Raw genomic sequence first — 26,497 nt, forward strand, 5'->3', positions numbered from 1 at the left:
AAAGGACGAAAAATGGCGAGATTTTTAGTGATTGCAGAAAAACCGAGTGTAGCACAAAGTTATGCGAAAAATTTGTCTGCATATAAAAAACAGGACGGGTATATGGAGGGAGAAAACTGCCTTGTGAGCTGGTGCCTTGGACATCTGGCAGAATATGCACGACCGGAAGAATATGATGAAAGATATGCGAAATGGCAGTTTGATGACCTGCCGATCATTCCTGAAAAGTGGAAATTACAGGTGTCAGCAGATAAAAAGAAGCAGTTTTCAGTATTAAAGGATCTGATGAACCGGGAAGATATAGAGTATCTGGTAAATGGCTGTGATGCAGGACGGGAAGGAGAATTGATCTTCCAGAGAGTATACGATCTGTCCGGATGTAGAAAACCAGTCAGACGATTATGGATCAGCTCTATGGAAGATGAAGCAATAAGAAATGGTTTCCATGAGATGAAAGATGCCGGCTTTTACAGCAACCTTTGCATGGCGGCGGTATGCAGGGCACAGGCAGACTGGCTGATTGGAATGAACGCTACCAGAGCTTATACGACAAAGTATTATAAAAAGCTGGTAGTTGGAAGAGTACAGACACCAACTCTTGCCATGCTGACAGAACGGCAGGACAGGATTGAGCATTTTCAGAAAGAAATCTTTTACAGAGTAGAACTGACAGATGGAAAGCTCGTTGCCGTATCAGAGAACATTACCAATAAAGCAGACGCAGAACTTCTGGCAGCATTATGTGACGGTTCTGAGGCAATTATTACAGAGTTAAAAAGAGAACAGAAGAAAGTATCCCCGCCTAAATTATATGATCTGACAAGCCTGCAGAGGGAAGCGAACCGGTATTTTGGATTTACGGCAAAGAAAACGCTTGATCTTTTACAGGAATTATATGAAGAAAAGCTGGTAACGTATCCGAGGACAGACAGCCGCTTTGTTACAGAAGATATGATTGGAACAGTAGAAGAACTGGCAGGTAAAATGCCGTTGATGCTGCCTTTTGTAGAATATGGGCAGTTAGGACATAACATAAAAAGAGTTGTAAATAATGCAAAAGTATCTGATCATCACGCTATTCTTCCGACAAAAGAGGCTGTGGAAAAAGGAATCGTGGATTTGCCAGTGGATAAAAAAAATCTGATGATACTGATTGGACAGCAGGTGCTTCAGGCAGTCGGGGAAGATTATCTGTATGAACAGACAGATGTTACTGTGAAATGCCAGAAAAATGAGTTTACTGCGAGAGGAAAAACAGCGGTGCAGATGGGATTTAAAGACGTGGAAAAAGCCTTTCGCAGTCATTGTGTGAAAATGGAGAAAGAGGATTCAGATAGACAGTTGGAAATCCCATACGGATACCAGAAAGGTATGCAGATTTTCAATGTCAAGGCAGAAACAAGTATCCATTATACTTCTCCACCGAAATCATTCAATGAAGATACGCTTCTTGCAGCAATGGAAACAGCAGGTAATAAAGAATTTGATGAAAAGACAGAGAAAAAAGGGCTTGGAACACCTGCAACGAGAGCCAGCACCATTGAAAAACTGGTGGCATCCGGATATGCACAGCGAAAGGGGAAACAGATTATTCCAACAGCAGAAGGCAGGGAACTCATTCGTGTAATGCCAGAGAATTTAAAATCTGCAGGACTGACAGCCGAATGGGAGAACAGGCTTTTGCTGATGGAACGAGGGGAGCTTAATGGAGAACAGTTCATGGATGATATTGTAGCCATGCTGGAAGAAATCCTGAATGGCTGCAGAAAAATCCCAGAGGAAGAAAGAAATCGTTTTCAGACAGCGAAAGAATTAATCGGGAAATGCCCGGTCTGTGGTTCTGATATTTTTGAGGGGAAAAGGAATTTTTACTGCTCGAACCGCCAGTGTGATTTTGCTCTTTGGAAGGATAACCGATTTTTAGAAGGTATGGAGAAGAAACTGGACAAGAAAATGGCAAAAGAACTTCTGGATAAGGCTTGTACCCATATAAAAGGGTTATATTCCAAAAAGAAAGATGCCAGGTTTGATGCAGATCTTCTGATGACATTGGAAAATGGAAAACCGAAATTTCATTTGGAATTTCCGAAAAGAAAGCATAAAGGATAAAGCAAAAATTAAAGATTGGAGGAAGAGACATGGCAAGAGTACAGGAGATTCGTGGTATGGCAGAATGGTATGCCACTGACATAGCCAGTTCCCCGGCAGACTGGATGAAATATCTGGATACTGCCGCCAGATTATACCGTTATTCCTTTACTGACCAGCTTCTCATTTATGCGCAGCGTCCACAGGCAACTGCATGTGCATCCCTGGAATTGTGGAATGAGAAGATGATGAGATGGGTAAACCGAGGGGCAAAAGGAATTGCTCTGCTGGATGAAACAGGGACAAAAGCAAAAATCCGGTATGTGTTCGATATAAAAGATACCCATATGGTACAGGGCGGCAGATCACCATACCTGTGGCAGCTTCAGGAACATCAGAGGGGAGAAGTGCTTGCACATCTTTCTGATGTTTATAATCTGGAAGAAAAAGATACGGCAGATCTGGCAGATGCGTTGATGTCTGTGGCAAAAGAGATGGTCAATGAAAATCTGGAGGATTATCTGGATGGCTTATCGTATGCAGCAGAAGGAACCTATCTGGAAGACCTGGATGAAGGGACGATTCGGAACGATTTCCGGCAGCTTGCAACGGACAGTGTATATTATATGCTTGCAAGAAGATGCGGACTTGATCCTATGTTGATTCTTGAAGAAGAGGATTTCATGCACATCACCGATTATAACAGGCTTTCCGTATTGACTTTTCTTGGAAATGCTGCAAGCCAGCTCGCTGAGAGTGTACTGATTGATATTGGAAAAACGGTACATAAAATTTCTCTGGAAGAAATAAGGAAAGGTCTTGAAAATTCTGAAGAGAGGAATTATAATAACTTTAATACGTTAATGCGTGAAAATAAAATACAGGACACAGAAGAGAGAATAAATGATATTGAGGATAATGAAGGAGGAACTGACTATGGAACTGACCTATCATCGCAAGGGGGACTACCTATTTCCGAACCTGACCGTAGAGGAGGAAGAAGTGACAATCGGGAAATACGGGATGCTGAGGAGAACGTTTCTGAAGGAACACAAGAACAGCCTTTACCAGAGCCTTTTCCTGACAGGGAAGCTGAACAAGCATCTTATGGAGATCGAGAAAGCGGCTCAGGAGAGAATGGAGAGCCAGATGGAGAAATTGCTGAAGAACAAACCGGCACCGGACAAGGAAGCCGATCCGATGGCATGGACAGCACATATGAACGCACTGACAGCAATAGCAGAAGAGAGCATCTTGACGGAATTGGTATACAGTTAGTTACAGATACAGGAGAAGATGGATTGAGTGAAGCAGAGGAAGAAATCGCCTCTGCTTTATCTTTGCCCGAATTACCAACTGTAAATCAGCAGATCCGAAAGATTGAGGAGCATATGTCTGCCCTGTATGCCGGGGAAATCCCAATTCCGGAAGAAGTTGTGGATGAAATCCTCCGTACCGGAAGTAATAAGAGTAAAAGCCAGTTACGGCTTATCTACAATTTTATGAGTGAACAGTCAGCAGAAGATTATACAGAATTTGTGAAGCGCGAATATGGCATCGGTGGCAAAGGTCTTAAAATTAATGGAAACGAGTATTCTGTGTGGTTTGATGAAACAGGGATGCAGATTGCCGTAGGACATACGGTGAACGATCGACTTTTAGATAAGGCTTTTTTATCATGGGAGGATGTCAGTGGACGTATCCATCAGTTATTAAAACAGGGAGAATACGCACCACAGTCTGTTCTTGATGCAGCAAGGGAAAATGCCTTGCAGGAACACGCACAAGTGCTTGCCTACATGGAAACTGATATTGCGGATGATCTGTCTGAACTGGTATTTTCAGCAGATGATATGAAGATTTTTCATAATGGTTATCCGGAAAAGACAGATGCTCTGGCGGAAAAGCTGGATGATGCAGAGTGGCTTTCCGAATTAAATGAAAGACTGGAAGGTCTGGCTGAAATGTATGACATAGACAAATCCATCATGCGTTTTCATTATTATAAACCAACCCTTGTTTCTGAGCAGTTTCAGAAATTTGCCGAAGAAGTCATTCCCTATCAGGCAAGAGAGGGATTTGCTTGGAAAGAACAGGAAATGTTTATCACGCAGGATGAGATTGATGCTTTTCTTGCAAGAGGTGGAGCTTTTTCAGAAGGAAGGCTTCGCATATATTCTTTTTATCTGCGGCATCAGGATGAACAGGAGAGAACAAATTTTATGAAAGAGCAGTATGGCATTGGAGGACAGAGCCATGCCCTTTCCAGAGCGGACAATTCCTACGCAAATTACAATGGAAAAGGATTACAGCTTTCCAGAGGAAATCCGGGTGCATACCATACAAAAGAAGAACTGAGCTGGCAGAAAGTGGCAAAAAGAGTGGATTATCTCATAAAAAATGACCATTTTCTTCAAGCCGGAGACTACGCTCATATGCCGGAATATGAACGATACCAGATGGCAATGCGGGTGATTAATTTTTATAACAGACTGCCACAGGAAATTGAGCGTCCATTTACGGATGAACTTTTGCATGAGGAAGCAAGAAAACAGGTGCCAAGGATGCTGGCAGATGAAGAAATGGCACAGGAATTGTTACAGAAGATGGATGCAGCTCTTGCAGAACTACCCTTGGATTTTGAAGCCTATGGGACAAATTACAACGAGAAAGCAGAAAGTCTGTCAATACTCCATCAGTATGTAGAGGGAACGTACACTATATTTCCAACCAAGGAACTGGAACAGCCGACCATAGAGTTAAGCGGTCATCAGATGTCCATGTTTGATTATCTGGATACGAAAGTCTATATGGAACCGGATGTTGTAGACATGCAGGATGTAGAGGAAACAGTGGAATTGGTTTTAGACGAAACGGAAGAAGAAACTGGTGAGATTGAACAGTCAGAAATACCGGAAACTCCTGTGGAAACGGCGGAAAAGTCAGCAGGTGCAATAGCTGACCAATGGGAACAGGGTGTTTTTGAATATCAGGGATACCATTTTGAAGCAGTTGGTGTCCTGTCTGATGGACTGGAAGGAAAAGAATTGGTTGCACAGACACGTTCCAATACGGAACTGCATTTGTCAACGTACCATACAGAAGATTTCCCCAAATATTCGTATAATGAATTTTATGCTGTCAGCAATGCCCCGGATGCGGATATATTCCGATGTCTGGAAACAGGAAAAAACTATATTCCGGGAGAAAATGAGCTGTTTGGTTATGAGGGAGAATTTCAACCATATATCAGACAGGAAAAAACAAAGATTGTGACTATGCCACATAACTTCCGTATTGAAGATAATGACCTTGGTGCAGGCGGTCCGAAAGCAAAATATAAAGCGAATATAGAAGCAATCCGTTTATTACAGACTTTGGAGAAAGAAGAACGTTTGGCAACACCAGAAGAACAGGAAGTATTATCCCATTATGTTGGCTGGGGCGGTATCCCGCAGGCATTTGAAGAAAACAACGGAAGCTGGGCAAATGAGTACAGCGAACTGAAAAATACGCTGACTTCAGAAGAGTATAGTGCAGCAAGAGCATCCACCCTAAATGCGTTTTATACTTCTCCGACAGTGATACATAGTATGTATGAAGCATTGGAAAATATGGGATTTACAAAAGGAACCATTCTGGAACCATCCTGTGGAGTAGGAAATTTTATGGGACTTATCCCGGAAAGCATGAGTAAGGCAAAAATGTATGGTGTGGAACTTGACCCGGTATCTGGCAGAATCGCCAGACAGTTATATCAGAAAAACCAGATTGCCATACAGGGATTTGAAACAACACAGTTTCAGGATAGTTTCTTTGACTGTGTGATTGGTAATGTGCCGTTTGGAGCGTACCAGGTAAATGACAAAAGATACGACAGGCATCATTTTCTGATTCATGATTATTTCATTGCAAAATCTCTTGATCTTGTGCGTCCAGGCGGTGTGGTTGCAGTTGTGACTTCCAGTGGAACCATGGATAAACAGAATCCGGCAGTCAGACAATATATTACAAACAGGGCAGAGCTGCTGGGTGCGATCAGGCTTCCCAATAATGCTTTTCAGAGAAATGCAAATACAAATGTTGTATCAGATATTCTGTTTTTTCAGAAAAGGGACAGGGCGGCAATCGAGGAGCCAGAATGGGTAAACCTAAAGACGACAGAGGAAGGCTATTCTGTAAATGCGTATTTTGCAGAGCATCCGGAAATGGTTCTTGGTGAATTTACCACAGAAAGTACCCAGTATGGTAAGCAGGAAGTTACTGTAAAGCCAAAAGAAGGCATTACTCTTGAAGAACAGTTAAAGAAAGCTGTACAGAATATTCATGGAACGATCACAGAAATGGAACTTTCAGATAGCGAGTTAGAGGAACAGGTAGTTTCTATTCCGGCAGATCCAGATGTGAAGAACTTTAGCTTTGCTGTTTTGGATGATGACATTTATTACAGGGAAAATTCTGTGATGAATAAAGTAGAACTTCCAATGGCAACTACAGAACGAGTAAAAGGCATGGTGAAGATTCGTGACGCAACAAATAAATTGTTACAGCGTCAGATGGAAGACTGCGGTGATCAGGAAGTTGAAGAACTTCAAAAAGATTTGAATGAAATTTATGATTCCTTTACTGCAAAATATGGTCTGCTTAGCAGCAATGCAAACAAAAGGGCATTTAGTCAGGACAGTAGCTATTGTCTTCTGACTTCACTGGAATTTCTGGATGAGCAGGGCAACCTCAAAAGAAAAGCAGATATTTTTACAAAAAGGACAATCCGTCATGCTCAGGCAGTTACTTCGGTGGATACCGCCAGTGAAGCATTGGCGGTGTCTATTGGAGAAAAGGCACAGGTTGATCTTGCTTATATGTCACAGCTTACCGGGAAAACAGAAGCAGAACTGACGGAAGAACTGACAGGTGTGATATTTAGAAATCCGCTAAATGAAAAGTGGGAGCCATCTGATGAATATTTGTCTGGAAATGTCCGGGAAAAATTGAAGATTGCCAGAGGATTTGCCGAGAACCGACCGGAATATGCTGTTAATGTACAATATCTGGAACGAGTGCAGCCAAAAGACCTGGATGCCTCAGAAATTGAAGCAAGACTTGGTGCAACATGGATTTCTCCAGATTATGTGACACAGTTTATGGCAGAAACATTCCATACACCAAGATATTATATTGGAAGCCGGATAAAAGTCCAGTATGCTGAAGTAACCGGCCAATGGAATGTTTCGGGAAAGAGTGTGGACAGTTACCAGAATCCGCTTGTTACTTCTACTTATGGAACACAGAGAGCTAATGCGTACAGACTGTTAGAAGATGCATTGAATCTTCGAGATACAAAAATCTATGATACAGTGCAGGATGCGGAAGGGGAACACCGGGAACTGAACCGGAAGGAAACCACGCTGGCACAGCAGAAGCAGGAACTTATAAGGGAAGAATTTAAGTCATGGATTTTCCGGGATATGCACCGCAGGGATGCCCTTTGTCAGATATACAATGAGCGTTTCAATAGTATCCGTCCGAGAGAGTACGATGGCAGTCATATTCAGTTCGAGGGAATGAATCCGGAAATCACGTTGATGCAACATCAGAAAAACGCAGTGGCTCATATTTTATATGGAAATAATACTTTGCTTGCACATTGTGTAGGAGCAGGGAAAACTTTCCAAATGATCGCTGCGGGTATGGAAGCAAAACGTCTTGGACTATCGCAAAAGAATCTTTATGTTGTGCCAAACCATCTGACAGAGCAGTGGGGCAGTGATTTCTTACGTCTGTATCCGGGAGCGAATATTCTGGTAGCAACCAAGAAAGATTTTGAACCGGCAAACCGTAAACGTTTCTGTTCCCGTATAGCAACCGGGGATTATGATGCGGTGATTATCGGGCATACACAATTTGAGAGAATCCCTCTTTCAAGGGAACGTCAGATTGCCATGCTGGAACAACAGATAGAGGATATTACCTTTTCTATTGAAGAAGCTGGCAGGGAAGCAGGACAAAATTACAGTGTAAAACAGATGGAAAAAACAAAAAAATCATTGCAGGCAAAACTGCAGAGATTAAATGACCAGACAAGGAAGGATGATGTAGTAACTTTTGAACAGTTAGGAGTAGACAGGCTTTTTATAGATGAGAGCCACAACTTTAAGAACCTTTTTCTGTATACAAAAATGCGGAATGTTGCAGGTATTTCACAGACGGACGCACAGAAAAGTTCGGATATGTTTATGAAATGCCGCTATATGGATGAACTGACAGGCGGGCGTGGAATTGTTTTTGCGACGGGAACTCCAGTGTCAAATAGTATGACCGAACTTTATACTATCATGCGTTATCTCCAGTATGATACATTGATGCGTATGGGAATGGGACACTTTGATTCCTGGGCGGCAACGTTCGGGGAGACAGTAACCGCAATCGAATTATCACCGGAAGGAACGGGCTATCGTGCAAAAACACGATTTGCCCGTTTTTTCAATCTTCCGGAGTTGATTTCCATTTTTAAAGAAGCTGCAGATATTCAGACTTCTGATATGTTAAATCTTCCAGTGCCAGATGCAGAGTTTATTAATGAGGTATTAAAACCAAGTGAAGAACAGCAGGATATGGTAGCAGCATTTTCAGAACGTGCAGAATCAGTAAGGACAGGAATGGTAAATCCTACAGAGGACAATATGCTCAAGATTACCAATGACGGAAGAAAATGTGCCCTTGACCAGAGATTATTGAATGAGCTTCTTCCAGATGCGGAAAAAAGCAAAGTCAACACCTGCGTAGAAAATGCCTTTCAGGTATGGGAGGAAGGAAAAGAGCAGAAAACAACACAGTTGATTTTTTGTGACTTATCTACTCCAAAAGGGGATGGAACTTTTAATGTCTATGATGATGTACGAAACAAACTGACAGAAAAAGGAATCCCAAAGGAAGAGATTGCATTTATCCATGAGTACAACACAGAAGTAAAAAAAGCAGAATTATTCGCAAAAGTGAGAGCAGGTCAGGTAAGAATCCTGATGGGTTCCACTCCAAAACTCGGTGCAGGTACCAACGTGCAAGACAGGCTCATTGCTCTGCATCATCTGGATTGCCCCTGGAAGCCATCTGATCTGGAGCAGCAGGAGGGACGAATTTTACGACAGGGAAACCTGAATGAGACAGTTAAGATATTCCGCTATGTAACAGAGAATACGTTCGATGCGTACATGTGGCAGATTTTGGAAAATAAACAGAAGTTTATTTCTCAGATTATGACCAGTAAGTCACCAGTCAGGGCGTGTGAAGATGTGGATGATACTGCACTTTCTTATGCAGAGATCAAAGCCCTTGCAACAGGAAATCCTTATATAAAAGAAAAAATGGATCTGGATGTTCAAGTCAGTAAATTAAAGCTCTTGAAGGCTAACCACACCAGTCAGATTTATCGTCTGGAATCAGATATTGCAAAGAATTATCCAGTTCAGATCAGTGCATTGAAAGAGAGGATTGCCGGAATGCAGTCTGATGTCAGTGTGATAAAGAATGTTGATCTGCAGGATAATGACAGCTTTTCTATGAATATAGGGAATGTTGCCTATACAGACAAAAAAGAAGCAGGCGAAGCTATGATAGCTGCCTGTGCAGGATTAAAGGCAGTCACCACAGGAGGAAAAGTCGGAGAGTACCATGGATTTACTTTATCTGCATCATATAACCTGTTTGCAAATTCCTTTGAATTGACCATAAAGGGAAAATGTTCTTACAAAATTGAAATAGGAAAAGACCCTTTGGGAAATATCCAGCGTATTCATAATGCCCTTTCTTCGATTGATAAGAAACTGGCAGAGAGTGAGCAAAAGTTGGAAACAGTACAACAGCAGCTTGCAACAGCACAGGAAGAAGTAAAAAAACCATTTCCAAAAGAAACGGAATTGAATGAGAAAATGGAGCGTTTATCGGAGTTAAATGCGTTGCTCAACATGGATGAAAAAGGGAATGAAACAATTCTGGCAGATGAGGATATTGGTACAGAAAAGATTCCAGACAGGGATTCTTCGAGAAAGGAAGAAGTCCGGGATGCAGACAGGAATCTGCAGGAAACAGCAGACAAGGTTCATAAGCCGTCCATACTGGAACGTCTGAAACAGGAAAAGGCAAGACAGCTTGCACCGGAGCAGACTGGTACACCGAAACCAAAGAAAAATCACGAGCAGGAGTTATAAATAATGTCCCGTCAGAGAACTTTCTGGCAGGATAAATTCAAAATTGGAGGACAAACTATGGCAGAAACAGATAAAAAATTAAAAGAAATCACAGAGCGTCTGGAACAGGGAGTAAAGGAAATTTTTACATCAGAGCGTTATACAGAATATCTGGATACGATGTCAAAATTTCATAATTATAGTTTCAACAATACTCTTCTGATTACGATGCAGAAACCGGATGCGACACTGGTGGCAGGTTATCAGGCATGGCAGAAGAAATTTAACCGTCATGTAAAACGGGGTGAAAAAGGAATCCAGATTATTGCACCGACGCCAGTAAAAGAAAAACAGGAAATAGAAAAGATTGATCCAGATACACAGGAACCAATCATTGGCGAAGATGGACAGCCGGAAACAGAGATTGTAGAAATGGTAATCCCGAGATTTCGGGTAGCGACAGTATTTGATGTCAGCCAGACAGAAGGAGAACCGATTGCAGAACTGGATGTACCGGAGCTGATAGGAAGCGTGCAGTTTTATGATATTTTTATGGAAGCATTGCAGGATATTTCACCGGTACCAGTACGGTTTATGGAAATAGACGGGGAGGCAAAAGGCTATTATCATCAGACAGAAAAATATATTGCGATTAAAACAGGAATGAGTAATCTCCAGTCCATGAAAACCGGTGTCCATGAAGTTGCCCATGCAATTCTGCATGACAATGATGTAATGGATGCAGATGGCATTATAAAAGGAAAGACAGCCAAAGAAGTAGAAGCAGAAAGCATTGCTTATATTGTATGTAGTCATTTTGGACTGGATACTTCGGAATATTCCTTTACTTATATTGCAAGCTGGTGTGAAAGTCAGAACATGAAAACGCTGAAAGCGTCTATGGATACCATCCGAAAAACTTCAGCGGGAATTATTGAAAATATTGAAACAAAGATGCATGAGTTGGAAATGGAAAGACCAATCAGAGAAACATTCCATAGAGAGGATGTCATTCTGCATCTTTTAGGCAGCATGGGTTCAGAATATGCGTATGATCTGGTTGAGAACATGACAGCAGAACAGTTGCGGGAGAATGTGATGGAATATGTCAGTCGGCTGGAGCAGAAAGAAATCTCAGAGGATGAGAAATCTTTGGAAGAATTTTTGGAGGACAGAGGTGCAGCAATCACAGTATTGTATGCAAGTGATGGAGTGGGAGAAAATTATCCGATTCACTTTTTTGATGTAGCGTATGATGCTGATACAGGCATTGCTTATTTTTCAGAGCTGACACCGAAAGAACAGGCAGAAATGCTGGTGGAAAAAGCGGAATTTCCGAGAACAATTTTTACAGAAGAAGAGAAAGCATTTGTAACGGAATATGCAGAAACCTTTCCCAGCCAGATAGAAAGACTGAATGATCTGGTTTGGGATATGCGGGGATCTTATGAGGAAGCCGGTACAAACTTAGTACATGAAGTGATTCAGGCAGCAAGAGCAAACTTTCCAACTAAAGAGCTTCCAGAAGAAAGAGAAAGTACCATGCAGTATGCCCATAGACTGATTGAAGCTGCAGAAACTGCCAGTCATGAGAATTTTACAGAATCCCAAAGAAACCTTATCGTAAATTTTGCTTATAAGATGGATGACCGGGACGAAGTTTTGGGACTGGTAAACCGTATGCTGACAGCGAATCGGGGTGACCGAAGTGAAGTTATGAGAAGTCTTGTGCATGAGACAGAGACACAGATTGATAACTTTCCAGATGGAAGGATTGGTTTTACAGAAATGCACGAAGCAGGAATCCAACTGGAACACATGTATCCTCTTGAAAAAAACAGGGCAGTAGAACTGTATCGAGAAGGTGCAGAAGTTTTTATCTTAAATGGAAATCCAGATCATCCAGAACAGGCAGGACAGATCCTTGCAGAAACAGAAAATGCAATCCTGGGGCATGACGGTATCTTTGGTATTACGGAAACGGAATGGGAAGTACATAAAGAAAGAGAAGCAGCGATTGTCAGACAGGAAAAACTGGAACAGGATAGTGCAGAAAAGATTGATGAAACCTTACTTCTTCATGGAGAAAGCGGTCGTTTTGCAATCTATCAGATGGATACGGGTGGAGAACATACTTATCAGTTTATGGGTTTTGAATCGGCTCAAAAATTAGGCTATAGCATTGATGGAAAAGACTACAGGATGGTGTATGCGGCTCCATGGACACCAACGATCACATTAGATGATATTTTTGAGAGATTTAATATCAACCGCCCCAACGATTTTCATGGACATTCTTTATCGGTAAGCGATGTCATAGTTATAAACCGGACGGCGGAAACAAAGGCTTATTATGTGGATTCTTTCGGCTTTGAGGAACTTCCGGACTTTGTACAGCAGAGAATGGAGATGCTAGAAAATAATCATACCAGAGCCTATCCCCCAGTCTATAAAGGAACACTTGCTCAGGCGATGGAAGAACGGGATGTAGATGCTTATCTGGATTCCAGAAAGTTAAATATTGATTGTAAGAAAGCAATCGAGGAAGCAATCGCATTAAAATTTGACGGGCTGCATTTAGAGGAAGATGCTGCAACGCAAGTGTTAGAGCAGTTTGGAGAAGAGCGTATGACATTTGTTATGGCAAATACGCTTCGGGAACTTTCTTATGATGGCAGATTTTCCAGACAGAACAAAGACTGGGCAGAGCGTATCGAAATCCCGGAAAATATCAATCAGGGAAAGAATCTGAATCAGGATTATGTGATAGAAAGCCACCCAGCGGTGTTAGATGGATTTATTGATATGGCAAGAGCAGAGATCCGTATGCAGAAGATTGAACAGGCATTAGATGAAGCGGAAGTCACCATTACAGCAGATACCAGAGGATTTGAAGCAGATGGACATGCAGGAACCTGGCATACAGTAGATGAAAGAGAGTATGCAGGGGAGAGGTTCTTTTTCATGGAACATGATGAGTATGGTTCAGATGTGGCAGGGATTATCGTATCGGAACATGGTCAGCTTGTTGCAGAAGATCTCTGGAATGGGTATGATGCAGGAGCATTGGAAGCTATTTCAGAATATCAGCAGGAGAAAGGAATTTCTGTGGAAGAACTTATGCCGGAACTGGAACCAGATGAACTGGCATATAAGATTGACGATAGGTATTTTGCAATCCAGAGAACAGAGGAAGGCTATGATTATACCTTTTATGCTTTGAATTACGATGAGATTGACGGAGGTGTCTATGATAATCCTGATGTTTCTATGCGGCAGGCAATGGAAGATATTTTGGAAGATGAAGATATGTCCCTGGAAAATGCAGTTCCCGTTGATTATGAGGATTTGATGGCAGAAGTGGAAGAAGCAGGCGAACGGCAGATGCAGTTGGCACAGTTATTAAAGAATTGTCCTCCAAGTATTTTTGAGGACTATGACCGGGAAAGAGCAGTGGATACCTGTGAGGGAATCGCCATGCAGTTTACTAAGAGTAAAGGGTATCTGACTGTACAGGCAACGGAAGAAGGTTATTTTTATATTTTCTATGATTCTGATTTGCATGAAATTAATGAAAGTGATTACGATAATCCAGATATATCTATTCAGAAAGCTACTTATGAAATCTTAAAAAGTGAAAGAATGGATGATATGGAGTGCGTCAAAGTAGACTATAAAGAATTTGAGGCAATGACCATCCAACATTCCAAAGACTTACTGCAGGCAGGTGAGCTTCGTGCGACTTCTGAGATTGGGAGAGATGAAGTAGCATTAAATGGTCTTAGCAGGGCAGAAGTGGAACGAGGTGTCTTGTATCATGCACAGGGTATTCTGGAAGAAATGGGACTGGAAAATGAAGTAGAGCTGCTTGCTGCAAGGGTGCATGGTTCCAGAAGCAGAGAGGAACTTTACAGAAATGATTCTGACCTTGATGTAGTGCTTTCTTATCGTGGCAATATACGGGAGGATAGTTTCTTTAATGAATTAAATGCTCATGGTATAGCAATGGCAGGTATTAAGGTGGACATCAATCCTATCGCTGAAGAAAGAATTACTCTGGCAGAATATATGAAGGAAGCAGATACTTACCTTGATCAACAGGAAATCAAAAAGCTGGCAGTGGATTTGGATAATTTCAGCTATGAATATGACACTTACGAATATAAAGATACCGTTGAGAACAGGGAAGAACAGGTGGAGAAAATCACAGAGGACATTCTGAATAAGAAAACAGGGTGTTTAAAGGACTGGCTGATTGAAGTATCGGAAGAATCTGATATAGACAGTGATGTGATAACTGCCCGTTCACTGTTTTCCCGTCTGGAAAAAGCAGAAACCCTTTCTATCTTTACCAGACAACCAGAACAGGAACAGCCAGAAGCTACGATTACTTTTTATGTAGCAGAGTGCATGGAGTTCCCGGTCATGGGGGAATACCATAATAATCTCACGCTAGAAGAAGCGATTAAAATTTATGAAAGTATTCCGGCAGAACGAATGCATGGAGGCAAAGGTATTGGCTTTGATCTGCAGGATGGGGATGAAGATTATTCTGGAGAATACGAACTGATGAGCTGGGATAGAGTAGACAGGGAACTGATAGATATGATTCCGCATTATAAGGAAAGCCCATTGGTACAGAAAGCAATCAATGATATGGAAAAATATCTTGTAGATAAAAAGAATAAGCAGGCAGAGATTACGGAAGAATTATCCGAAAAACAATCAGGAAAAAATATAGATGTTGAAAAAAATGCAGAGAAGAAAGTAACAAGAGAACCAGGAAGCATTAAAAAATCTGTTCTGCAGTCTTTAAAAGACTATCAGGCGAGAGTAAAGGCACAGGAAAAAGCACAAGAAAAAAATAATGAACATAAGAAGGGAGATATGGAATTATGATGGATCTGTCTATGAATTTTGATATGGAAGAATGTATAGTAACTGCAATGCTTGATCAGGGCAACCGAATTGATACTATGGAAGCAATCGACCGGGTTATACCATTTCTTGCAGGAGATTCGGAAATGATTATGCTGGTCTGCGAAACAATAAGAAAACTGTTCTGTATGAGCGATGAAGGCTACGAGGTTTTCCTCATGGATTTGGAAGAGTATAAAGAAGATTTAGAGTTGATGGAGGAGAGTGAAGCATGAACACAAGTCAGTGTGCAGTATATCAGGTGAAAGAAGCACCAGAGTACAGAAATGTCCGTTTCCGTTCTTATGCCAAATTAAAAAGTGAAGGAAAAGAGGTCAGGGCAGAAAATTATCAGCAGGTATATATTGGAAGAATCCGGCCGGGGGAAACTCCGGCGGATATAAAAACACGCCTGCAGAAACAGCGACCGAAGAACTTTAAAGGTCACTCCATCGGATGCAGTGATGTCATTGTCCTTACTGATGATGGAAAAACGACCGCCTACTATGTAGATAAAGATGGATTTATCATTGTTTCAGATTTCTTCCAGATGAAAAATTCTTCGGATACAAAGTTGGATGTTGACACAAAGGGATATACTATCGAAGGAAAAAAGGGAACATGGCAAGTCATTGATTACATTTTGATGAATGAAAGAAAATGGTTTCTGATGGAACACGAAGAATACGGACCGAGAGCTGCCTATGTGGTTCTTAGTGATGATGGTGCCGTTGTTATGAATGATAATTATAACGGACTTGATGCCGAGGCAAGAGAAAAGATTCAAAATTTCATAAAACAGCAGGAAGAAAAAGAACAGGAAACACCGCCACAGCAACAAACGTCAACACCAATCGGACAGGAACAGCAGCCACAACAGAAGAAAAAAGAACCAGAGCTGGCAAATTGGCAGAAGGTCATGGATAACGGAGAATATCTTCGCAGTGCGGAGATGGCAGAAGAAGCCAACTACAACATGATTGACGGATTGATGAACAACGTCCGTAAGGTAAAAGACAAAGATAAACCAAGAGAATCCGTACTCGCCAAGCTCCGGCTCAACCAGAAGAAAGTCGCAAAGCAGGGGAAGAAACAGACGCAGCAGAAAGCGATGACGGAGGATATGGAGAGGAAGAAAAAATAGTATTTGACAGAAGTGGTCTTGCTACATATGTGGCAGGGCCATTTTTGTTGAAAAAAAGATGTGAGAGATTATAATGGAATATGTATTATGAAGATGAATTAAAAAAATAACACACTGAGTTTCTGTGAAATGTAAAAATACTTTTATGGAGGGGATAGAGATGCTTTATTTTCGATTCAATGTAGATGTTTATGAAACGATTACATCTAAAGGAGAAAAGTCCGCTGAAGTTACATTGGGAGATATTGAAGATTGTGTTTTTGAAAAATTGCATAATGAAGTTGGAATTGATGGTATTGGCATGACATCAGCGCTATATGACATTATTGAGATTCCAATGAACGCATTTGGTGTAGATGATGAAAATATAAAAAATAGTGATAGCGCATTAAAATATATTTTTACAGAATTTGAAAGATTACCGATAGAAAAATTGGGCAATAGGTCGTTACGAGATTTAGGGATTAAGATAGAGTTTTGCAAAAGAATTAGTAATAGTGAAGTTCAACAAATGATAAAAGAATATATGGAACTAAATAATCTTTCATATATTAAAGAGGATGTGTTGTGGAAGAATTTAAGTAGAGAAGAAAAAATAGAAAAATTTTCTCGATTTTTTTTAGAAATTTCTTCTGAAGGAAAAGAATTAATTATTGTTGATCCTTATTTACTCAAAGATGGAAGAGACGAATATTGTGATATGGTTTCTTCTGTAATTAATAATGCTAAAGCAGAATCTGTTATTATTATGACTGAACATAGAAACTGTACAACACAAAGCTGTGATAAAATTAGAGAAAGAGTTAATTGTAGAATAGAAATTAGGTATACTAATGATTTTCATGATAGATTCTGGATTTCAGGTCGAAAAAAAGGATTTTATACAGGAACATCGTTTAATGGAATTGGTAATAAAATTTCTCTCATTAATTTATTATCAGAAAATGATGTGGCTGAAATTGTGGAGGAATTACACAAACATTCTCTTATCTAATTGTATTAATTTTGAAGATAAACCGTAAAAATTGTGATGAAAAAATATCAGAAATTTGATTGATATATTTATGGTATCAGGTAAATATAATAGTAACAAAAGGCAACTTGAGTGTCTGTCAAGCGTTGAAGTAAGGTATTATGTCAGAGGGCAGTGCCTTATTAGCTTTATAAGGGTTTAGCATTTACCACAATCTGGCTAGAGGATAAAAGTTCTTAAAAGAAAATGCTATGAGGCTCTGCACTTGGCAGAGCCTTTTTTTGGCATTTTCACATAAGAAAAGAGCTTACAGATGGTTCAGAAAATGTATTATATGATAGGCAAAAAATATAAAAGTAATGATATATAAAGAGACTGTTTCAGAGTTGAATATGAAACGCTACCCTTTGCGAAATAATAAGGAAAATATATACTTTATAAATCCTGCTCTTTCTTAATTCCCAGTCCACGCTCAGGCTTCTTCCCAAGAATCATATCAATATTAGCATCTACAGTCTTCAGTTCCCGTTCCTGATCACGATGGCTGTAAAAATCGGATCGTTGTACTTCACGCAGTTCTGTGAGCCGGTCTTTTTCCTGATAGAGTGATTTCATGGAAGGAAGTTTCTGTCCATTGGATTTTTCTTTCAGAACACGCAAAGCAGTTTCGTAAAGAGAGAGTTCCGCTTTATGCTCCTCATAAAATTTATTACGATTGCGGCTTTTGCGGTACTGGGCATAGAGGTCTTTGTAGGCAAGGTACTGTCCTGTAAAATGAATCTGTTCGTTGACATTTTTGAGTTGTTGTTCGGTATCTTTCATCTTTTTACGGGCAAGGCTGGTTTGGCTTTCTGCATTTGTAAGAGCAGCATTAAAATCTGCTCTGGTGTCATACCCATGTTCCTGTATATAGGCAACAGTCTGAGCCATCTGTTTTAGATTCGTCAGTTTTACTTTTTGAGCATAGGCTTCGCTCTGCTGTGCTTTGATACAGGTCTGTAAATCTATCACAAGCCGGAGATCCGATTTTATGAAAATGAATGGAACAGAAATCTGAGATGAATCGAAAGAAAGTGCCTGCTGTAAATTGGTAGCGGTATCCGAAACAGGTTGTTCCTGGACATTCTTTTTCTTTTTTGAGAGAGATTTTGTATTTTCCATAAATGTTTTCATGAGAAAATCTTCTTCATATCTGGTTCCAAGATTTCTGCCAGTAACATATTTTTTACGGTCAGGGTGAAGGTAACTGTAACGTCCTCGACTAATTTTGAAAATAATACGATACTTTTCTTCAAGGATTTTTGAAAATTCTTCCGGAGATTTTGCGATACCTGCAGCATTGTCAATCGCATCCCGGAGAAATTGCTTCTCTGTCTGGTATTTCGTTTCTTTTGGGGTAATCCCATCTTCACGCATCTTCTGGTTGAGCTTATCAAGTTTTTCCTGTCCCCGGCGTTGTGCCCAGTATTCTTTTTCTGTGATTTTTCTTTCAGCAGGAGTGAGCAGATCAACTTGATGCAATCCCTCTTTTTGGCACATATCCATAACTTCTTGTTTTAAATGGGCAAGGTAGGCTGTGCTTAGATGATGCTTATAGCCAGCTTTTGATTCACAGGCATATTCCATGAATGGTTCTTCTGGTACATCATATTTCCGGATACTGTTGATTACGATGTGAATATGGATGTTGCCGCTTTCGTTGTGTCCATTTGTATGTGTACAGATTAAAGCCTGGTGACCGGGAAAGTTTTTCTTTGCAAAAGTTAAGCCAAGCTGCTGTGCCCGTTCACCGGTCAATCCACATTCATCCCTATCTTTCGGGTCAAAACTGATAATGTAGTGATGAGATTTAATCTCGTTGAAGTTCTGATTTTTATGGTAATAGCTGTTCAGTTCCTGACATTCAGAAGCAAAAGTAAATGGATCACAGTTTAGTCCATCCAGATAATACTCATCCCGGAGAATCATGTGTCCGTTTTCATCCAAGACAGGTTTTTGGGTATATTCGTTGTGTTGAAAAATAAGATACCGTTCAGATTCTCCATAGTCTGCATTTTTACTTGCGATATGTTTAATCACTGCCACGAAAATCACCTGCCATCTTCATTACTTCATATTTCATTTCATAAATATCCCGTATACATTTCTTTATTTCCCCACGCATTTCTGCCGATATGATTCCACCTTGGTTAAAATATCGGGCAATCTGATTGAGGTTGCTACCAATCTTGCCAAATTCTCCGATCAGTTTTTTTATTTCCGGAACATCAGCAACAAGTTCATATTTGATTGTTACCTGCTGATTGTCCAGAGCATTTCGTATAAATTCAGCCATGCTCATGTTGACGGCACTGGCTCGCTCCTGTAAAAGTTCATACTCCGTATCGTTCATGCGAATATGGATGCTGTTACTGCGGACGGTCTGTTCGTCTTTTTTCGGTCTTGTCATATTCTTTTCCTTTCTGCTGTACGGTTCCGAATACAGGAAGAAACATTCACAGAAGTCTGTGATGACAAAGGATGAAAATTCATCCTGCTGTGACCATGTACATGGGAACCAATACGTCTGCTTTTGATAGTAGCCGAGGGTATGGGGAAACGGAATCCCCATCAAGTTGCAAGTGACCGATGAGCCTGTAAGGGTTATTGGGCTACGTTGCGAAACTTGCTCTAAGAGAGAAATCCCCTCACTAATAGTCAGTTTGAAGCTATGAAATGACGGTGAAAAATAAAAAAAGTTAAAAAAGTGCCGACCAAACACCCTCTGAAACTTGCAATTAGTAGAAGACAAAAAAATGGAGGTTGGAAAATGACGCAGAAAAGATTACCAACAGCGGCTCAATTAAAGGAAATGGCACAGATAGATATTCATACTGTAGAGAAAGAATCCCTTGTATCAGCAGAAGATGTGCAGATTCATACAGAACTTTCAGATAGGGAAAGACTGGAAGATTATATCCGGCAGATTAAAAATCCGTATTGTTATCTGTCAAATGGGGTGATAGTAAAGATTAGTTTTGCAGGCAGAGATACTTTGGAAGAATGTCTGAGCAGATGCATCATGTCAGAAAAAAAATTATAAAAATAAAAAAAGATGTGGCAAAGAACCAGAAGTTATGTTAATATGGATGTGGGTCAAAATTTAAAGAGTATTCAAAGAGCCATGAATTTTCTGGTTTACAGCTATAAGGCTAGTAGATTAGGAGGTTGATGGCTTTATGTATTTTAAAAGTCAAAATTCATATTTAGCTGCGGTATATCTGCGACTTTCCAGAGATGATGGAGATAAAGTGGAAAGTGACAGTATCCGCAATCAAAGAAGTCTGCTTCGTGACTTCGCAAATCAGCATAATGATATAACACTGGTCAAAGAGTATATTGACGATGGATATAGTGGTGCAAATTTTGAGCGTCCGGGTTTTCAGAAGATGCTTGAAGATGCAAAGGAACATAAGATTAACTGTATCATCGTAAAAGACCTTTCCAGACTGGGACGAAACTACATTGAAACAGGGCGGTATTTGGAAAAAATATTTCCGGTGCTTGGTATTCGTTTTATAGCAGTGAACGATCATTACGACAGTGCTGATACGGAGAACGATGCAGATCAAATCATAGTTCCTTTTAAGAATCTTATAAATGATGCTTATTGCAGGGACATCTCAATTAAAATCCGAAGTCAGTTTGATGTGAAAAGAAAGCGGGGACAGTTTATCAGTAACTATGCCTGCTATGGGTATAAAAAAGATCCGGACAACAAAAACCATCTGGTCATAGACGAGTATGCCGCAGAGATTGTGCGGACAATTTTTAATATGAAGCTGGATGGATTCAGCGCACAGAATATTGCGGCTGATTTGTCAGACATGGGTGTGTTGATACCAACCGAATACAAGCGTTCATGTGGAATCAATTATAACAATGGTTTCAGAGCAGGAAAGAATCCGAAGTGGGATGCCGGAACAGTTCTCAGAATCTTGAAAAATGAACTTTATACCGGAACGATGGTGCAGGGAAAGACGAGAAAGATTAACTACAAAGTCAAAGCGTGTCAGATGATAGAACCGGAGAACTGGATTAGAGTAGAAGGGACACATGAGCCGATCATTTCCAGAGAAGTTTTTGAAACTGTACAAAGGCTGATGGCATTAGATACAAGAACATCACCAGAGGAAGAAAGCATTTATGTGTTTTCCGGTCTGCTCCGATGTGGAGACTGTGGGCAAAATATGGTACGCCGGAGTGTAAAGAAAAAAGGAAAACGCTACTTCTATTACCATTGTTCAACTTATAAACGTGGAGAAGGATGCAGCTCGCATAATATCAGTGATATTAAATTGAAGAAGATAGTTCTGGAAGCAGTCAGAAATCAGATTGCCTTGATTGTCAGAGCGGACAATATCCTTTCTCAGATTGAAGACATTCCTCAGCAGCAATTTGGAGTGAAGATGCTTGATACACAGATAAAAACGCTTTATAAAGAAATGCAGAAATATGAAGAACTAAAAAATAATCTTTATGAAGACATGACAGATGGAATCATTTCAAGGGAAGAATACCGGGATATTAAACAGACATTTTCAAAAAAAATCGAGACGGCGAAAAACACAAGGCATGAGCTGGAAGAAAAGAGAAAAAGAATGCTGTCCAATGAAATGTGTACACAGCAATGGGTAGAAGAATTTAAGAAGTATCATAATATCGAATCTCTGAATCGGAAAGTAATAGCAATATTGATTGACAGAATTATTGTATATGGCACTGATAGGATAGAAATTCATTTTAACTATGAAGATGAAATCGCAGAATTTGTAGAGTGTGCAGCAATGCATGAGAATGAAACGGAAAGAAAGGCTGGGAGCTTATGAGATGTGCGAGTTATACGAGGATGGTTTCCTGTATGGAGAAGGGAGAAATTCCGAATGATATTATCAGTCAGCAGAATGAGAGAATACAGGAATATATAAAACAGAGAAAATGGAAGCTGGTAAAAAAATATTCTGACAGGAAAAAAGAAGAATTTGAAGAAACTGCATATCTTCAGATGAAGCAGGATGCTATGGGAAGACAGTTTGACTGCTTAGTGATAGATTCTATGTTTCGCTGTGGAAGAAATTCTAATGTAGCGGCAGAGCTTTTTAAAAGTATGTTTCTTCCGGCCGGATTACAGATTGCAGTGGTGGAAGACGATTTTTGTTCTTTGGATGTGACGGAACAGGAAGCTGTTGTGTATCTGGACAGGAAAGCAAAAGAGTATAAAGATAAATTGGTAACAGAGGACATGAGAAAGTTCAATGAAACCAAGAAATATTATAAATATGGTTTTCGATATAAGGATGGGAAGATGGAACTTGAAATAGATCCGGAACCTGCAGAAATAGTAAGAAGAATCTTTCGTTTGTCAAGTGAGGGACAGTCTTGCTCAGAAATAGCTAAAATCCTTACCGAAGAAAAAATAGAATCCTCTGGAAATTATGTTAACAAGTTGTGGGGAAGAAAAATTAAAGATGAACATGCTGCATGGAAACGGGATCAGATAAAAAGAATCTTATATAACCGTCAGTATATCGGTGAATGGGAACGGACGATAGATGGAAAGAAGCAAATGTTCTCCTGCCCAATGGTGGTGGATATGGAACTTTTTCAGAAAGCACAAAAATCACTTACTCACAGGAGCATTAATAAAAAAAATCTGGGTCTTGGGAAATTAAATCCGTTTTCCGGTAGAATTTTTGATAAAGAATCCGGCATACCGTTAAAATTATATCCACATCAGAGATTGAAGATAAGAGTATTTCGCCTGAGTTATCCAAAGCCGGCAGAAATATCTTATGAGAGAGGTAATATTTCTTTTGAGGAAGTGTATCAGGCTGTTTATGAAATTCTCGTAAATGAAAATCAGATCGCCAGAAAAATTACAGGGATGATTGGAAGCCAGATGTGGGAAGAAGAAAAGGTTAAAAAGATTCAGAAAGTAAAAGCATCTGCTCAAAAAGTTTTTCAGAAAATGCTTTCTGTAGAAGAAAAGAACCTGCCACTTTACAACCAGATGATAGCAGGAGAGATTTCAGAAGATGAATATGAGATGCAAAAAGAGATTAATGTGCAGGAATTTATGGAGTGCGATGAAAAACTGGAATTTTATCTGGAAGAAATCAAAAAGATAGAAAAGTGTTTCAGCAAAAATAATCCATGGATAGAAATGTTTTCTGAAATGGTGATTCCGGAAGAGATTACCAGACCAGATGTAAAGAGATGGATAGACAGGGTGGAATCTTTTCGATATGAAAAAATAGAGGTACAGTTTAAAAACCGGGAATGGAAAGAAATGTTACCTGAAGAATGGTTTGAGGAGGCATAAGATGGCACGAAAGAGCAGAAGAAATAATAACATTATTGAAAAGAAGCAGGAGATGATGACACCGGAAATCATAACAGGACCGCAGTTGGAGACAGGTGTCTATGCCAGACTTTCTGTAGAAAAAGATAATGAAGAAACGATACAGACACAGATAGAGATGCTTCATCAATATGTTGAAGAACATGGAGAATATCATCTGGTAGATACTTATGTAGATAATGGTTATACAGGAACAGATTTTGACAGACCAGGATTTATCAGAATGATGGAAGATGTGCGGACAGGAAAGATTCAGTGTATTATCGTAAAGGATTTGTCCCGCTTTGGAAGAAACTTTATAGAAACAGGCTATTATATAGAAACAATTTTTCCATGCTTGAATGTCAGGCTCATTTCTATTAATGATGAATTTGACAGCAGCAGGGAAGAAGATAGAAACAGCATCGTGATGCCAGTAAAAAATATGATAAATGAAATGTATGCGAAAGATGCTTCCAAGAAAAAAGTGCTGGCTTTTGAGATGCAAAGTAAAAGAGGGGATGCCACGATAGCAAGGAGCATATATGGATACACCGTTGATAAAAAGGAAAATCAGTTAAAAGTCAATCCAGAAACAGCTCCGATAGTGCGGGTAATTTTCAGATGGTATCAGATGGGACGAGGAACAGGAGCTATAGTAAAACGTTTAAAAATGCTTGATATTATGACACCTCATGCATATAAGGCAACCCATGAACTTGATATGGTTATACCAGATACAGATCGTTGGACAGGGGACAGAGTAAAAACAATTCTTGTGAATCAGGCATATATCGGTACAACTATTTATGGAAAAAGAAAAAGAGCAAAATACAGAAATATGCCGGAACATCACACAGACCCGAAAGACTGGGTTATCCATGAAAATACACATGAGTCGATCATTGCCAGACCAGATTTTGATGAAGTTCAGAGAATATGGAATCGGGCAAGTGAAAAATATAAAGAATCTGTGGAGCGTGGACTGGCGAGACAGAGGGATATAGTAGATAGCTTTCCTCAGAAAGTCAAGTGCATGGAGTGTGGAATGACTATGACCTATATGCGTTATACCAACTTTGGTCAGTCCCATGGTATAAGAAAAGGTTTTTATTATTGTAAAGAATATGATGGAAAACCGGGATATTGCAGACAGAAAGTGCATGAAGATCTGTTAAAGATTATAGTTATGGATCAGATTCATAACATGATACAGGCAATGTGTGACCGGAAGGTGCTTCTTGAAAAAATGAAAGAAGGAAGTTATGACAAGGGTGAGCTGGTATCTTTGCGTGTGAGAATACAGAATATGCAATTTAAACTGATGAAAGCAGAGGAAACCAGTGCAACTTTATATGAAAATTTTGCAACAGGCTTGCTGGATGAACAGGAATACCAGATGTTACGGGAACATTATACGGAAGAAAAAGAAAAACTGGAAACTGGAATACGTGAAGCACAGACAAGGAAACGAGTTGTAGAAAAAAGTATAGAAGAATTTTTAGAAATAGAAAAGAATTTGGAAAAATATCTGGATGAGCGTTCTTTTAATCAAAAGATGATAGATGAACTGGTAGAAAAGATTTATGTCAGTTCAAAGGGAATGATTGAAATACAAATGAAATGCTCAGATGTATTCCAGAAGATAACGGAAATATTGGAGTGATGATTTATGAAGCTGGCATTTTATTTAAGACTGTCACTGGCAGATGGTGATCTTGGTAAAAATAATAAGGATGAGAGCAATAGTATTGAAAACCAGAGATTGATTTTACAGAATTTTGTAGAATCTATGGATGAACTGGATGGGGATGTTACAGAATATGTTGATGATGGGCATACTGGAACGAACTTTAACCGTCCAGCATTTCAGGCAATGGTGGAAGATGCAAAACGTGGGAAGATAGAGGTTATTCTTGTAAAAGATTTATCCAGAATCGGAAGAGATTATATTGGTGTGGGAGATTATCTGGAACAGATATTTCCCATCTTAGGTGTACGTGTGATTGCAGTCAATTCCCAGTATGACAGTAATAACTATATTGGAAATACGATGGGTCTGGAGATGAGCATCAGTAACCTTATCAATACCTTATATAGCAGGGATTTGTCAAAAAAATTTAAAAGCTGCGTCCAGACAAAGTGGAAAAAAGGTATTTCTACTTATGGTCGTGTCCCATTTGGGTATAAAAAAGGAGAGGGACAGCAGTGGGAAATAGACCCGGAACCTGCAAAGATCATACGGCTGGTCTTTGAACTGGCTTTGCAGGATTATAGCACATTAATGATTGCAAATGAATTAAATGAAAGAGGTATTCCGACACCGGGAAAGTTCCGAAAGCAGAGAAAAGAAAATATTGTCTGGAACAGAAAAGTAGCAGATGAAGAATGGCTGTGGGATGCAAGGATGGTTTGGATGACGTTGCGTAATTACACTTATACGGGGGCATTGGTGCAAGGAAAGACGAGCAATATCCGGGTAGGAAGCACTGAACGGCGAAGAACCAAAAAACATCAGCAATTTATTACAGAAAATCACCACAAGGGAATTGTGACACATGAAGAATTTGAAGATGCACAGAGCGTTATAGGAAAACAGAAAGAACGGGGGTTTGTCCAGGATTCTGGTTTCTCACTAAAAGGAAAAGTAACCTGTGGAAATTGCAAATTAAAAATGATGTATAACTATGGGGCAGTACCAGTTGTGTACTGTGCCCATACATCAGCAGCAGGAAAAATGTCTACCTGCGATAAGACTAGTACTGCATCCGGTTAGTTTCTAAACTATAACCGGATACAACCTGGCCAAT

General features: G+C 39.9%; 13 protein-coding genes. 11 read left to right on the plus strand and 2 right to left on the minus strand.

The genetic code is table 11. The features are described 5' to 3' along the window. Positions 1 to 12 precede the first annotated feature (12 nt). From LJE12_RS12280 to LJE12_RS12310, 6 genes are all read left to right on the plus strand, one after another. Positions 13 to 2,109: a DNA topoisomerase 3 gene (locus LJE12_RS12280; RefSeq protein WP_227226989.1), complete on the plus strand. Its 2,097-nt coding sequence runs from the start codon at positions 13 to 15 to the stop codon at positions 2,107 to 2,109. A gap of 29 nt (positions 2,110 to 2,138) precedes the next feature. After that, a complete protein-coding gene (locus tag LJE12_RS21105) occupies positions 2,139 to 10,295 on the plus strand; it encodes an Eco57I restriction-modification methylase domain-containing protein (RefSeq protein WP_331466152.1) in 8,157 nt (2,718 codons plus the stop codon). A 57-nt stretch (positions 10,296 to 10,352) separates the two neighbouring features. Then, positions 10,353 to 15,173 carry a DUF3849 domain-containing protein gene (locus tag LJE12_RS12295; RefSeq protein ID WP_227226990.1) on the plus strand — a complete coding sequence of 1,607 codons (4,821 nt, stop codon included), beginning with the start codon at positions 10,353 to 10,355 and terminating at the stop codon, positions 15,171 to 15,173. Beyond that, the gene (locus LJE12_RS12300) at positions 15,170 to 15,427 is read left to right on the plus strand and encodes a transposon-transfer assisting family protein (protein WP_069989203.1); all 258 of its coding nucleotides are present in this window, start codon (positions 15,170 to 15,172) and stop codon (positions 15,425 to 15,427) included. The genes LJE12_RS12295 and LJE12_RS12300 overlap by 4 nt, the downstream gene beginning before the upstream one ends. Further along, positions 15,424 to 16,335, plus strand: a complete 912-nt coding sequence (locus LJE12_RS12305; protein WP_227226991.1) for a YodL domain-containing protein — start codon at positions 15,424 to 15,426, stop codon at positions 16,333 to 16,335. Before LJE12_RS12300 ends, LJE12_RS12305 begins: the two co-directional genes overlap by 4 nt. Positions 16,336 to 16,495: 160 nt before the next feature. After that, a complete protein-coding gene (locus LJE12_RS12310) occupies positions 16,496 to 17,329 on the plus strand; it encodes a hypothetical protein (RefSeq protein ID WP_227226992.1) in 834 nt (277 codons plus the stop codon). A gap of 414 nt (positions 17,330 to 17,743) precedes the next feature. On the opposite strand, the gene LJE12_RS12315 is transcribed toward LJE12_RS12310, so the two are convergent. Together LJE12_RS12315 and LJE12_RS12320 are read right to left on the minus strand one after the other, a co-directional pair. Beyond that, positions 17,744 to 19,393 carry a relaxase/mobilization nuclease domain-containing protein gene (locus LJE12_RS12315; RefSeq protein WP_227226993.1) on the minus strand — a complete coding sequence of 550 codons (1,650 nt, stop codon included), beginning with the start codon at positions 19,391 to 19,393 and terminating at the stop codon, positions 17,744 to 17,746. Continuing rightward, positions 19,380 to 19,757 (minus strand): plasmid mobilization protein, encoded by a 378-nt coding sequence (locus LJE12_RS12320; protein ID WP_069989199.1) that lies wholly within the window; start codon positions 19,755 to 19,757, stop codon positions 19,380 to 19,382. Before LJE12_RS12320 ends, LJE12_RS12315 begins: the two co-directional genes overlap by 14 nt. Before the next feature lie 360 nt (positions 19,758 to 20,117). Between LJE12_RS12320 and LJE12_RS12325 the strand changes: the two genes are divergently transcribed. The 5 genes from LJE12_RS12325 to LJE12_RS12345 all read left to right on the plus strand — a co-directional run bounded on the left by LJE12_RS12325 (position 20,118) and on the right by LJE12_RS12345 (position 26,463). Further along, positions 20,118 to 20,390 (plus strand): DUF6870 family protein, encoded by a 273-nt coding sequence (locus LJE12_RS12325; RefSeq protein ID WP_227086827.1) that lies wholly within the window; start codon positions 20,118 to 20,120, stop codon positions 20,388 to 20,390. A 136-nt stretch (positions 20,391 to 20,526) separates the two neighbouring features. After that, complete coding sequence (locus LJE12_RS12330) at positions 20,527 to 22,176, plus strand: recombinase family protein (RefSeq protein WP_069989197.1); 1,650 nt, start codon at positions 20,527 to 20,529, stop codon at positions 22,174 to 22,176. A 20-nt stretch (positions 22,177 to 22,196) separates the two neighbouring features. Continuing rightward, complete coding sequence (locus LJE12_RS12335; protein ID WP_227086860.1) at positions 22,197 to 23,669, plus strand: recombinase family protein; 1,473 nt, start codon at positions 22,197 to 22,199, stop codon at positions 23,667 to 23,669. 1 nt (position 23,670) lies between these two features. Continuing rightward, the gene (locus tag LJE12_RS12340; RefSeq protein ID WP_227226994.1) at positions 23,671 to 25,353 is read left to right on the plus strand and encodes a recombinase family protein; all 1,683 of its coding nucleotides are present in this window, start codon (positions 23,671 to 23,673) and stop codon (positions 25,351 to 25,353) included. A gap of 6 nt (positions 25,354 to 25,359) precedes the next feature. Further along, the gene (locus tag LJE12_RS12345) at positions 25,360 to 26,463 is read left to right on the plus strand and encodes a recombinase family protein (RefSeq protein WP_227226995.1); all 1,104 of its coding nucleotides are present in this window, start codon (positions 25,360 to 25,362) and stop codon (positions 26,461 to 26,463) included. Positions 26,464 to 26,497 lie beyond the last annotated feature (34 nt).

Origin of the sequence: Blautia sp. DFI.6.71 (genome assembly GCF_020593585.1) — a bacterium.
Taxonomy (GTDB): Bacteria; Bacillota; Clostridia; order Lachnospirales; family Lachnospiraceae; genus Blautia_A; species Blautia_A wexlerae.